14 protein-coding genes, 2 pseudogenes and 1 riboswitch are annotated in these 11,302 nt (G+C 65.2%); of the genes and pseudogenes, 3 read left to right on the top strand and 13 right to left on the bottom strand.

Annotated elements, in window-relative coordinates:
- Position 1: 1 nt before the first annotated feature.
- The 3 genes from HQN59_RS24415 to HQN59_RS24405 are packed head-to-tail and all read right to left on the bottom strand — an operon-like array spanning position 2 to position 1,361.
- Positions 2 to 490 carry an arsenate reductase ArsC gene (locus HQN59_RS24415; RefSeq protein WP_176071757.1) on the bottom strand — a complete coding sequence of 163 codons (489 nt, stop codon included), beginning with the start codon at positions 488 to 490 and terminating at the stop codon, positions 2 to 4.
- Positions 491 to 502: 12 nt separating this feature from the next.
- Positions 503 to 997, bottom strand: a complete 495-nt coding sequence (locus HQN59_RS24410) for an arsenate reductase ArsC (protein WP_176071756.1) — start codon at positions 995 to 997, stop codon at positions 503 to 505.
- 10 nt (positions 998 to 1,007) lie between these two features.
- Positions 1,008 to 1,361 (bottom strand): ArsR/SmtB family transcription factor, encoded by a 354-nt coding sequence (locus tag HQN59_RS24405; RefSeq protein ID WP_176071755.1) that lies wholly within the window; start codon positions 1,359 to 1,361, stop codon positions 1,008 to 1,010.
- 89 nt (positions 1,362 to 1,450) lie between these two features.
- Here HQN59_RS24405 and HQN59_RS24400 point away from each other — a divergent pair, with 89 nt between their 5' ends.
- Positions 1,451 to 3,670 carry a PhoX family protein gene (locus HQN59_RS24400; RefSeq protein WP_176071754.1) on the top strand — a complete coding sequence of 740 codons (2,220 nt, stop codon included), beginning with the start codon at positions 1,451 to 1,453 and terminating at the stop codon, positions 3,668 to 3,670.
- 99 nt (positions 3,671 to 3,769) lie between these two features.
- Here HQN59_RS24400 and HQN59_RS24395 read toward each other — a convergent pair whose 3' ends face one another.
- From HQN59_RS24395 to HQN59_RS24385, 3 genes are read right to left on the bottom strand one after another with little or no spacing between them, the layout of a single operon-like run.
- A complete protein-coding gene (locus HQN59_RS24395) occupies positions 3,770 to 4,387 on the bottom strand; it encodes a redoxin domain-containing protein (protein ID WP_176071753.1) in 618 nt (205 codons plus the stop codon).
- Positions 4,384 to 4,737, bottom strand: coding sequence for a hypothetical protein (locus HQN59_RS24390; protein ID WP_176071752.1), 354 nt, complete (start codon positions 4,735 to 4,737; stop codon positions 4,384 to 4,386). Before HQN59_RS24390 ends, HQN59_RS24395 begins: the two co-directional genes overlap by 4 nt.
- Positions 4,734 to 5,018, bottom strand: coding sequence for a hypothetical protein (locus HQN59_RS24385; protein WP_176071751.1), 285 nt, complete (start codon positions 5,016 to 5,018; stop codon positions 4,734 to 4,736). The genes HQN59_RS24390 and HQN59_RS24385 overlap by 4 nt, the downstream gene beginning before the upstream one ends.
- Before the next feature lie 79 nt (positions 5,019 to 5,097).
- On the opposite strand from HQN59_RS24385, the gene HQN59_RS24380 reads away from it, so the two are divergent.
- Positions 5,098 to 5,556 carry a MerR family transcriptional regulator gene (locus HQN59_RS24380; protein ID WP_176071750.1) on the top strand — a complete coding sequence of 153 codons (459 nt, stop codon included), beginning with the start codon at positions 5,098 to 5,100 and terminating at the stop codon, positions 5,554 to 5,556.
- A gap of 3 nt (positions 5,557 to 5,559) precedes the next feature.
- Here the strand turns inward: HQN59_RS24380 and HQN59_RS24375 are convergent, their stop codons facing one another.
- The 5 genes and pseudogenes from HQN59_RS24375 to HQN59_RS24355 all read right to left on the bottom strand — a co-directional run bounded on the left by HQN59_RS24375 (position 5,560) and on the right by HQN59_RS24355 (position 7,861).
- Positions 5,560 to 5,880 carry a YnfA family protein gene (locus tag HQN59_RS24375; protein WP_176071749.1) on the bottom strand — a complete coding sequence of 107 codons (321 nt, stop codon included), beginning with the start codon at positions 5,878 to 5,880 and terminating at the stop codon, positions 5,560 to 5,562.
- A 187-nt stretch (positions 5,881 to 6,067) separates the two neighbouring features.
- A pseudogene (mntP, locus tag HQN59_RS24370) lies at positions 6,068 to 6,639 on the bottom strand (manganese efflux pump MntP).
- Positions 6,640 to 6,642: 3 nt separating this feature from the next.
- Positions 6,643 to 6,807, bottom strand: a riboswitch (yybP-ykoY riboswitch).
- A gap of 164 nt (positions 6,808 to 6,971) precedes the next feature.
- A complete protein-coding gene (locus HQN59_RS24365; protein WP_176071748.1) occupies positions 6,972 to 7,190 on the bottom strand; it encodes a GDCCVxC domain-containing (seleno)protein in 219 nt (72 codons plus the stop codon).
- Between the two features lies 1 nt (position 7,191).
- Positions 7,192 to 7,479 carry a mercury resistance system periplasmic binding protein MerP gene (gene merP / locus HQN59_RS24360; RefSeq protein ID WP_176071747.1) on the bottom strand — a complete coding sequence of 96 codons (288 nt, stop codon included), beginning with the start codon at positions 7,477 to 7,479 and terminating at the stop codon, positions 7,192 to 7,194.
- Positions 7,480 to 7,489: 10 nt separating this feature from the next.
- Positions 7,490 to 7,861, bottom strand: coding sequence for a mercuric transporter MerT family protein (locus tag HQN59_RS24355; protein WP_176071746.1), 372 nt, complete (start codon positions 7,859 to 7,861; stop codon positions 7,490 to 7,492).
- Positions 7,862 to 7,903: 42 nt separating this feature from the next.
- On the opposite strand from HQN59_RS24355, the gene HQN59_RS24350 reads away from it, so the two are divergent.
- Positions 7,904 to 8,320 carry a MerR family transcriptional regulator gene (locus HQN59_RS24350; protein WP_176071745.1) on the top strand — a complete coding sequence of 139 codons (417 nt, stop codon included), beginning with the start codon at positions 7,904 to 7,906 and terminating at the stop codon, positions 8,318 to 8,320.
- A gap of 499 nt (positions 8,321 to 8,819) precedes the next feature.
- On the opposite strand, the gene HQN59_RS26960 is transcribed toward HQN59_RS24350, so the two are convergent.
- Together HQN59_RS26960 and HQN59_RS27130 are read right to left on the bottom strand one after the other, a co-directional pair.
- Positions 8,820 to 9,362, bottom strand: a complete 543-nt coding sequence (locus HQN59_RS26960; RefSeq protein WP_342451308.1) for a PDDEXK nuclease domain-containing protein — start codon at positions 9,360 to 9,362, stop codon at positions 8,820 to 8,822.
- 126 nt (positions 9,363 to 9,488) lie between these two features.
- Positions 9,489 to 10,240 (bottom strand): annotated as a pseudogene (locus HQN59_RS27130) (DUF1016 N-terminal domain-containing protein); the annotation flags it as partial.
- Positions 10,241 to 11,302 lie beyond the last annotated feature (1,062 nt).

The raw sequence follows: 11,302 nt of genomic DNA, 5'->3' as shown, positions 1-11,302 counted from the left end.
GTCAGTTCTGGGAGATTGTTTCGAGCGCCTTACGCAGCTCCGCATCGCTGAGCAAATCGAGCGGCAGCTGCAGCAGCTGCAACATCCGATAGCCGATCGCTTGGCGGGTTAGCTCGAACGCGGCCTTTTTCTCGGGCTCAGGAGCGTTGGAAGGGTCTGGGTATCCCCAATGAACCTGGACCGGGCTTCCCGGCCAGTAGGGGCATGTTTCGGCCGCCGCGCTGTCGCAGACGGTGATCACGACGCGCATCTGCGGCGCATCGGCGCTCGCAAACTCGTCCCAACTCTTGCTGCGATACCCTGAAGTGCTGATGCCCGCACCTTCCAGCACATCGAGCGCACGCGGGTTAGGACGCCCGCTCGGTGCGCTTCCTGCGCTGTAGGCACGAACGTCCTTGCCGAGCTTAGCCGCCCAGTGGTTGAGCATCGCCTCGGCCAAGAGGCTTCGAGCGGAGTTGTGGGTGCACAGGATCAGGACGTTGATGGGCATAGGGCGTCTGGGCTACTGCTTGCCGATCTGGCGCAGCTCGTGCTGAAGCGAAAGCGAATCTAGCTTTTCGAGCGGCAAAGACAGCATCAGCTGAATGCGGCGCGTCAGCAGCAGCGTGGCTTCCTTGAACGCGGCTTGCTTCTGTTCGTCGCTGCCTTGCACCGCCGCAGGGTCCGGAACGCCCCAATGAGCCGTCATCGGCTGCCCCGGCCAGACTGGACAAATCTGACCAGCCGCGTTGTCGCAGACCGTGAAAACGAAGTCGAGCGGTGGTGCGTCGGGCGCCGCGAACTCCTCCCATCCTTTGCTGCGATAGCCCTCGGTCGGGAGCTTCAGGATGCGCAGCTGCTCAAGGGCCAGCGGATTGACGATGCCGCTTGGATGGCTGCCAGCCGAGTACCCCTTGAAGGCGCCACGACCGAAATGGTTCATGAGCCCCTCGGCGAGGATCGATCGAGCCGAGTTCGCGGTGCAGATGAACAGCACGTTGTAGGTGGTCTGGGCCATGGCAGTACGGCTAGAGGGGCTCAAGGGCTGGGGTCGTCACTTGACCGTGGCAGGATGCTTCGTCGACGGCCAGGCAGGCGTTGCCTTGGCAGCAGTGGTCCGTGAGGTAGGCAAGCAGTCCGTTCATGCGGTCAAAGCAGGCTCGATAGATGAGGAAGCGGCCGTTGCGCTGTTGCGAGATGAGCCCCGCATAGCTCAGCTCCTTCAGGTGGAAGGAAATGCTGGCGGCGGGCACCTCGAGCTGCTCGGCCAAGACGCCAGGCGTCAGCCCCTCGTGGCCGGCCACCACGAGAGCCCGGAACAACCGCAGACGCACCGGCTGAGCCAAGGCGGATAGCGACCTGATGACTTCATTCTCTTCCATATTCCGACATTATTGCAAATGTTTGATTGTCATCAAAATGTCGTCACAGCTGACGTACCGTGCGCCGGTTTTCATCAGCGAGATCTACCTTGAACAAGCCCGTTGACCTGCCCCTTGCCGACTACGACTTCGAAGACTCGAACACGTCCTCCAACCCCACATTCGATGCCGTGCTGAACGCGCGGCTGAGCCGTCGCAACATCTTGCGCGGCAGCCTTGGCACCGCGCTGACAGCGGCGTTCGGTGGCCTTTCCTTGGCCGCTTGCGGCGGTGGCGGCAGCGACGAGCCGGCGCCTGCGCCTGGCGCGATCGAAACGCTGCTCGGCTTCACAGCTGTTGCGAAGACCCTGGCCGACGCGTCGACCGTGCCCGCTGGATACACGGCGGCGACCGTGTTCGCGACCGGCGATCCGCTGTTCGCTGGCGTGCCGGCTTACCGCAACGACGGCACCGACACGGGTTACGACCGGCGCAGCGGCGATTGCCACGACGGCATGGAGTACTTCGGCCTGTCGGCCGCCGGCACGCCCGATCCGCTGAACAACGATCGTGCGCTGCTCGGGATCAACCACGAGTACATCACGCAGCAGTTCCTGCACGTGGCAGGCCCTGCAGCACGCCCTCGCCCCGCGAGCGAGACCGACATCGAGGTCGACTGCCACGGGGTGGCGATCGTCGAGTTCGCCAAGACCGCCGGCAAGTTCGCCTACGTGCAGAACTCGTCCTTCAACCGTCGCGTCACCGGCCTGACAGAGATTGAGATTTCCGGTCCAGCGCGTGGGCACCCGCTCCTGGTGACGAAGTTCTCGCCGAGCGCAACCAAGACCCGCGGCACGATCAACAACTGCGGCACCGGCAAGACGCCCTGGGGGACGCTGCTGACCGGCGAAGAAAACTGGTCGGGGTACTTCTACCGTGCCGCCAACGACCAGGCGCGCCGCACCGCGAAGGTCAACACCGCCCTCACCCGCTACGGCCGCAGCGTCACGGCCACCGCGGGCGCGGCGAGCCGCTACGGCTGGGAAACCTCGGGGCCGAGCGACAAGTACCAGCGCTGGGACACCAGCGTCACCGGCAGCTCGGTCGACGGCAGCGACGACTACCGCAACGAGATCAACGGGCAAGGCTACATCGTCGAGATCGACCCCTACCGCGCAACCTCGGTGATCAAGAAGCGCACCGCTCTGGGCCGCATGGCGCATGAGAGCGCCGCCTTCTCGAAGCCCGTGGCGGGCAAGCCCCTGGCCGTCTACATGGGCGACGACGCGCAGGGCGAGTACGTCTACAAGTTCGTCTCGAGCGCGAACTGGTCCGCCGCTGACGCGACGGCAGCCAACCGCGTGGCCGTTGGCGACAAGTATCTGGACGCCGGCAGGCTCTACGTGGCGCGCTTCAACGACGATGGCAGCGGCGACTGGGTCGAGCTGAGCATGGCCAACCCTACGGTGGCGAGCTATGCCGGTTATGCGTTCGCCGACAACGGGGACGTGGCGCTGCACTCGCGCCTGGCGGGCGATGCGGTTGGCGCGACGAAGATGGATCGGCCGGAATGGTGCGGGGTGCATCCCACCAACGGCGAGATCTACTTCACGATGACCAACAACAGCAACCGACGCTTGGCGCCGACCGGATCGCAGCTGCCGCTGAACCCGGCGAACCCGCGGGCGTACAGCGACATTCGCGGGGCCAGCTCGACGCAGCAAGGCAACGTCAACGGCCACATCGTTCGCTTGCGGGAGACCGGGGGCGAGCCGACGGCAACGAGCTTCCAGTGGGACGTCTACCTGTTCGGCGCTGAATCGGGCGCTTCGCCGACCCTCATCAACCTTTCGGGCCTGACGGACGATCAGGACTTCTCGAGCCCGGACGGGCTCGTGTTCAGCGCGAGCACGGGGCTGTGCTGGATCCAGACCGACGACGGCGCCTACACGGACACGACCAACTGCATGATGCTCGCCGGCCTGCCCGGCCAGCTCGGAGACGGCGGAAACGTGACGCTGAACTACGGCACCACGTCGGTCACCACCAGGATGGGCAAGAAGGCTATCGAAGGCACGCTCAAGCGCCTTTTTGTCGGACCCGCCGGCAACGAGATCACGGGGATGTGCGAGACGCCTGACGGCAAGGTCATGTTCATCAACGTGCAGCACCCGGGCGACGACACCCCGGTGTCAGACATCAGCAATCCGAGCCGCTATGTGAGCCACTGGCCTGGCAACGGCGGTTACGGTGCCGGCGGTGCGCTCGCGCGACCCCGTTCGGCGACGGTCATGATCACGAAGAACGACGGCGGGCGGATCGGAACCTGACCTTAGGACCGTTCGAACTCGGCCAAGCTCGCAACTGGCGGTCTTTTCTTTCATGGGTGTCGACGTAACGAGCTCCAGACTTTGAGGGGCGATCGGCTATCAACCCGCGTAAGCCAAGGCGCACCCGAAAGGAGGCGTCGCGGGCGTCTTGACGGGGCGACCGGCGAAAAGTTCGTCCAGCGCTGCACGCACGTGATTGCGCGATCGCCTCACCACCGCAGCTTCGCCTGACTCGCTGTCGTCGATCCCGCCGGCATAAGCCAAGCGGCCATCGGCCGCGATGACGAACATGTGGTTTGCGGTCAGGGCGCCATAGCTGCGACCGACGGCGCCGTTGCCATCGATCAGCAGCGCTGTAGGTGCGCCGCCCCGCTTGGCGTTGAAGGCCTGCGCCTTATCCCCGGTCAGGTAGTCAGACCGTGACGGATGGCTGGACAGGACCGTCAGCCACGCGGCGCCCTTGTCCCTCGACCAACGCTGCAGATCTGGCATGCGGCCGCTCGCGTACTGCGCCGCAGCGAAGGGACACGATGGGCTGCTCCATTCGAGCACCACCGGCCTTCCTTTGAACTCCTCCAGGTTGCGCAGTTGGCCGCGGGCGTCGGCGACGCTGAAGGCTGGTGCCAGCTCGCCAACGCGCGCTGCAGCCTTTGGTGCCTTGGCACTGACGGCGCCGGCGAGCGCTGGCCCGGCAAGCAGGAACAGGCGGCGCTTCATGGGGCGCCTCCGCAGCCGCAAGTCGTGCTACAGCCGAGTTGTGGGGCTACCTTCCCACGGAATTGCTCGGTGAGCACGGACGCGAATTCGCCCATTTCGCGCGGCGTCGTGATCACCAGGTGAACCGCATCGGGACGGCGCACCACATCGAAGTCGAGAAAAGCGCAGCACTCGCGCTCTCGCGCCACCAAGGCTTCGAGTTCGTCTGCGGCGTTGCTGGCGTAGCGCAGCCGCAGCGTGGGACCGTCCTGCTCGTGAGACAACAGCTCACGCTGCGCGAGGTCGGCGATCGCTGCCAGCTGCTGGCGCATGGCAGGGCCCGGCAGGCTGCAGGCAACAGGCGCGCTCACGAGGCACCGCCTTTCATCGACGCGCAACTGCTGCCGCAGCCGCAGCCTGCCAATTCAGGTGCGGCCGGCGCACAGGCGGCCTTCTGGGACTGACGGCGCAGTGCAAACACACCGGGGGCGACCACGAGGCCGGTCGCTGCCAGCGTGACGCCTTGCCAGCCGAGCGCGAAACCCAGACCCGAAGCCGCCAAGCCACCGAGCAGCGGCAGCGCCAGTGGGAAGGCGCAGCACACGCCGCACGCGGCTACCAAGCCAGCTGCGCCAAGAACCTTCTTGTTCATCGTTTGCCTTTTTACAGATGGGGACGCCCCGATACACTCACTGTAGAACCTCAAGTAACTTGAGATGCAAGGGGTTTCGATGCAAAAACTTGAGAACGGCGCCGAGCTGGCGATCGGGGCATTGGCCGAACGGACGGGCTGCAGCGTGCCAACGATCCGCTACTACGAAGAAATCGGGCTGATCCCGCCAGCCAAGCGCCGGCCGAGCGGGCATCGCGTTTACCAAGCTGACTCAGAGGAGCTGCTCACCTTCATCCGCCACTGTCGCGATTTCGGGTTCCCGATAGAGCAGGTGCGCGAGCTGGTGTCCCTGTCGAAGAGCCAAGAGCGCGATTGCTTCGAAACGTTGAAGATCGCCCAGGCGCACTTGGCGGCCGTGCGCGTGAAAATGGCCGAGTTGCGCACGCTCGAGCGCAGCCTCACGCGTTTTGCTCGCTCGTGCTCGGAAATGTGCGCAGGTGGCCCCGCCGCTCAGTGCTCGATCCTCAAGGACATGGTGACGCCGCCACAGGCGGCGAGCTCGAGCTGCTGCGGTTGAAACTCAAGTGCGGGGCTGGAACATGATGATGCTCATGCCGATGAGCGCCACGACGACCCCTGCGGCGTCCCAGGCAGTCGGGCGGATGCCGTCGACCGTCCAGAGCCACAGCAGCGCGACGCCGATGTAGACCCCGCCATAGGCGGCGTACACGCGGCCTGCGGCCGTCTCGTGCAGCGTTAGCAGCCAGGCGAAAAGCGCCAGGCTCAGGGCTGCGGGGATCAACAACCAGATCGGGCGTCCTTGCTTGAGCCACAGGTAGGGCAGGTAGCAGCCGACGATCTCTGCCAAAGCCGTAGCAAGGAAGAGCAGGAACGTTCTCATACGAGGACATTGTGCCCAGCCGACCTTCATGCCCCGGCTGATTGCTGGCGCCCCGCATCCCGCTCGTAGCGATCCTCACTGATGAGGAGTACGCCCCTACGAGGTCAGCCCTTCGCGCAGGGATGTGGCGGCGCTCATTTCCGCGCAAGACAAGCTGAACCGGCGCCTGCCCAGCGCGAGCTCCCACCTACGGCGCGCCACTCAAGTGCTCTGCCAGGATTGCGATGCCGATTTCGATCAGGAGGGCTCCGCCGACGATTTCGGCGCGCCGGCCGACCACCGCCCCCAGGACTCGACCGAGCATGACGCCGGCGGTGACCATCCCGAAGGTGGCGCAGCCGATCGCCGCCGCGACCCAGGCAATGTTGACGTCGATAAACGCAAGGCCGACACCAACCGCCATGGCATCGATGCTCGTTGCAAAGCCCGTCACGGCCCGAACCCAGAACGAGTGACGCTGCGGCTTCGTCTCATCATCACGATCCGAAGGTGTGAAGCCGGCCCAGATCATTCTTGCGCCGAGGGCGCCGAGCAGCGCGAAAGCGATCCAGTGATCCCACGCTGTCACGTATTTCGCAGCCACCGATCCCAGAAGCCAGCCGACGAGGGGGTCAACGCTTCGATGACGCCGAAGATCGCGCCCGTGCGTAGCGCCTCGAGCCACCTTGGCCTCTGGAGCGCAGCGCCCTTGCCGACCGCGGCGGCAAAAGCATCGGTAGACATCGCCAGCGCAAGCGCTGCGATTGAGAGCGGGTTCATGGGAAGCTGTCCGCCGGGCGAGTCGCAACGACACGCCGACCTGCCCAAATAATCGCGCCCGCGTGCCGATGGTCTCGCCAACCTTCCGGTTGCCAGCGCCACGGCCGCAGCCGAGTATGTTGACGCAGGCGCCTCCTACGAGCAGAGGCCGGCTACTCCCCAAGGGAGCGGTGAGTTTACCCGGCCGCCTTCTCGCCCAACGATGCCGGGCGAACAACCGCCACGGCGGCCGTCGATCCCGTCCCGGCGCCGATCACGACGAGGCGTATGGGCGAGCCATGGCCTCAGTTCCGGGTCGCCTGCTGGCTCGCGACGACGGCGGAGTGCTCTCGTCAGCCCGAGCAGCAGGACGTTGCGTCGGCCTGAATTGGCGGACACTTCTGGGTGCCGTAGGAGCAGAACACGCAGCAGTCACCGGCGAGCGGCCGCAACAGGGTCTTGCAGCCTTCGCACTCATAGAACCATTGGCACGCGTCGGTTGGCATCGTTTCTGCCTTCACGTGCCCGCACTCCGGGCAGGTGATGGCCGACCGAAGAACGACCTCGCTCATGTCACTGCAGCTGCTTGACCGAAGACGGGAAGCCGGCGTCGGCCGTGGCCTTGGTGAGCACTTGCGGTGTCGTCTTCGCCGGATCGAAGGTGACCACTGCAAGGTGTGTCTTTGCGTCGACCTTTGCCGAGTCCACCCCGGGAACCTTCTCCAAGGCCTTGCGGACTGTGATCGGGCACGCCGCGCAGGTCATGTTCGTGACGTCGAGTGTCGCGGTGCGCGGATCGCCGGCAAAGGCGGACGACGCTGCCAGGACGGCAGCCAGTACGAAGGCATTTGACGTTTTCATCAGGGCTCCTTCAGTAGAAAAGCGGTGCGTACAAGGGAAACGACATCAGCGCCGCCGCCAGCACCGACACGCTCCAGAAGATGACGCGTTGGCGCCGACGCACCGCAGGTATGGCGCAGACCTCGTCCGGCGCACAGCGCTCAGAGCCGCGGTAGAGACGGTAAGAGGCTACGCCGAAGAACACCAGGGCTGCCGCGACAAAGTAGGGCTGCAGCGGCTCAAGCGCAACCAGGCGCGAGCCCCAGGCGCCACCTACCCCGAGCAGGACCAGCACAAGCGGCCCGGCACAGCATGCGGAAGCGCCGATCGCCGCAGCCAGGCCTGCAAGGACGGAGCCGGGCGTCGCCCACCGGGTCGACGCTGAACGTTCTGAGGCTTGCATTTCGGGTAGTCTAGGTACGTACCCGAGTACGGAGTCAAGCCCATGGCACAAGGAATGACTATTGGCCAGCTGGCGGGCGCGGCGGGGGTCAATGTTGAGACGGTCCGGTACTACCGGAGGCGCGAACTGCTGGCTGCACCAGACCGGCCGTCACGCGGAATTGGTCGTTACCCGCCAAGCTCTCTCACTCGGCTCAGGTTCATCAAGCGCTCGCAGTCGCTGGGTTTTTCCCTTGAGGATGTTCGAGCTCTCTTGTTGCTCGACGATGGCCAGGCTTGCGCTTCGGCAAGGGAAATCGGCGAGCACAAGCTCGCCGACGTTCGACAGCGAATCCAGACTTTGCAAGCGCTTGAGAGCGCGCTCCAGAAGCTGGTTTGCGAATGCTCCGCGTCGAAGAAGAACGTCAGTTGCCCCCTGATCGAGGCGCTGATGGGGGCGGACGCGCCTGGGGCCCCGTAGTGCTCGACTGCAGCTGAGCCACTCGCTAGATCGCACCAGCCTGTGCCGCAGGCGAGCTCGGCAACCTCGCCCGTCAGCGCCGCGCGCGCCAACTCCGCGTCGATCTACGCCACTTCGGCTCTACGGCGAGAGGTTGCCTCTGATCCACGGTCATGGCCCCCTGTGCGCCGCCACCCAGCGCCGTGAAACAAAGGTCCATTACCCCGCCGAGAACGCCACCGTGAGGGTGCGACATCAGCCGACTTTGGCGTCCCAGGCTGATCTGCATGGATGATAACTGTCATTATCAACAGTGCTATTCGCGGATCTCCGAGGGAGACCCGAGCCGGTCAACAGTCCATAGACGAAGCGGTCGTCCGCTGAGCGATGAGTCGTCGGGCAGCTTTCGACGGAGCGGTCACTCGCCTTTCGACGGCGAGTCACGCGTTTTAGTCTCGAGGCGCACCGTCGATACGTGGCGAGGCAGGAGCCACTCGGCCCTCCGAGGCGCTTAGAACCGCTACGCACTGCTCAACGAATCGGTGCCATCGCCTGCCGAAAGACGTGACCTCGCTGCCTCGAGTGCTTGGTGGATCTTCCGCTGGAACACTTCGCGGGGCGGCAGCACGGTCAGGTACTGCGCCACGTGAATTCCGGCCTTGCCAAGCTCGAGCAGTTCAATCTGCTCCTGCTTCTTCCCGGCACAGAGGATGATGCCTAGCGGTGGCTCGTCGCCTGGCTCCTTCTCGTAGCGCTCGAGCCATCGAAGGTAGAGCTCCATCTGACCCTTGAACTCGGCGCGAAACTCTTCGAGCTTCAGTTCGATCGCCACAAGCCGCCTGAGCTTGCGGTTGTAGAACAACAGGTCGATGTAGAAGTCTTCGTTATCGAGCTGGATGCGCTTCTGGCGTGCGACGAAACTGAAACCGGCCCCGAGCTCCAGCAGAAAGCCTTCGAGGTCGCGCAGGATCGCATCTTCGAGGTCCCTTTCTAGGTAGCGATCCTCAAGACCGAGGAAATCGAGCACGTACGGATCCTTCAGCACGAGCGCCGGCTCGGCCATGCCCTTCGCTCGAAGCGTGTCGATCTCGTGGCGTATCAGACCCTCGGGCTGGCGCGACAACGCCGTCCTCTCGAAGAGCATCGAGCCGATCCGCTCACGCAGCGTGCGTACGCTCCAGCCTTCGACACGGCACATCTCGGCGTAGAACTCGCGCGCGAGCGGGTCTTTGAGGTAGATCAGGGCAAGGAAATGGCTCCACGCCAATTCTCCGCCAGCGGCGAGACAATCTGCTCGTCCTCGAACGCCTCGGCGAAGCGGAGCATGTGCCGCAGGTTCTTCTCGCTGAAGCTGCGCCCGAATTCGGCTGTCAATTGTCTAGACAGCGTTGAGACAATCTGGGCGCCGTACTCGGCGCGGCCTGCTCCGAGCACCTCGACGCGGATGCGCCGGCCGATCCGCCAGTACATCAGCGTCAAGCAGGCGTTCACCGCCGCAGCGGCGGTGCGCCGCGCCTCCTCGATCAACGAGCGCAGCTCGGGAAGCAGATGTTCGGCGGGTGCTGACTGAGCGTCAACGGTGGCGGTTGGCACGCCCTTGCGAACCACTACCTTGCGCGTGCTCACGTGCTCGACCCCTTTCCCCAAAAGCTCTCCACCGCCCTCATCCGTCGCTTCGCCTCCGTGGTCACGTAGATCGCCGTCGTCGCAAGGGACGCGTGCCCCAGATTCTGCTGCGCGACCTCGATCGGCATGCCGCTCGCGATCGCATGGCTCGCGTGCGAGTGGCGCAGCCAGTGCGTGCTCGCCCGGGCGAACCGCTCGGCCGCCTTGGCGTGGCCCTGGGTCTGCAGCACCCGGGCGCAGTCGCCGAAGAACCGCTTGATCTGCGCGTAGAACGTCCCCGCCGCGACCGCCCCCCCCCCCCGCCTTGCCGTTCATCAGCCGCGCCAGCCCCGGAGCGCGCTCCGAAGCGTCGCTGGCTTTTCCGAGCAGGTAAGCCTTCGTGGTTGCTTGCGGATCGGCAGGCAACCCGCGGCTAACCAGGTAGCTCCGCATTTCGCCCACCAGCTCGGCCGGCACCGGCACCTCCCGCTCCTTCTCTCCTTTCACGACGACCCGCAGCATCCAGCCTTGCAGCGGCTCCGCGTCGGCTCGGTCACCCGGGTACTCGACCCAGCGCAGGTCATCTACCCTTGCCGCCACCACTTCCGAGAGCCGCAGCCCGGTTGCATAGAGGAGCTTGAGGCCGAGCGCCAGGCGCCGGTTCGCCGAGGTCGTGGGCAGCAGCTCGAGCTGCTCCTGGATGAAGCGCCACTGCGCCACGGAGAAGCTGCGCCCCGCGTTGACTTTCGGCGCCGAGCTCCGCGGCACCACCACGGCGGACCACGGGTTCCCCATGAGGTAGTTCTGGTCCACGAGGAAGCCGTAGAGGTTCTTGAGGATCGTGATTGCCTGGCGCTGCGCCGAAGGCGCCAGTGGCCCCTCGAACGGCCGCCAGAGCGGCGACCAGCGCTCGCGCGCCCGCTCGCCGCACCAGCGGCTCCTCGGCTGCGGGTCGGCGAGGAAGTCGCGGTACTCGGTGCAGTCCTCGTTCGTCATGGACGACAGGGGCTTGCCCTTCTGGACAATGGCCCAGAGCAGGAATCGTTCGGCTTCCTTGCGGTAGGCGCACTGGGTAGTGGAGAGCGTCTGCAGCCCGTCGAGGTTGTGGGTCACCGGAGACGGACGCGCGCGCCGGCGCTCCTGCAGGTCGGCATTCTGCTGCGGCGTGAGCCCGTGCTTGGAGGCGAGCCACGCGAGGACTGCCTGGTAGTCGTTGCCGGCCTTCAGCAGACACTGCGCCTGCGGGCGGCGGTAGGCGCCCTGGCTTCCGTCGAGTGCGTATTTCAGCCCATCGTAGACGCTCGTTTCAGCCGATCGTAGACGGCGTTTCAGCCGAACGTGGACGCCATTTCAAGCTGATCGTGGACGACGTTTCAGCCTGATCGTGGACGATTGCGG

The organism is Rhizobacter koreensis (assembly GCF_013366375.1).
Classification (GTDB): domain Bacteria; phylum Pseudomonadota; class Gammaproteobacteria; order Burkholderiales; family Burkholderiaceae_C; genus Schlegelella_A; species Schlegelella_A koreensis.
The sequence above is the reverse complement of the archived record's forward strand: the minus strand, read 5'-3'. Positions and strand labels throughout refer to the sequence as shown.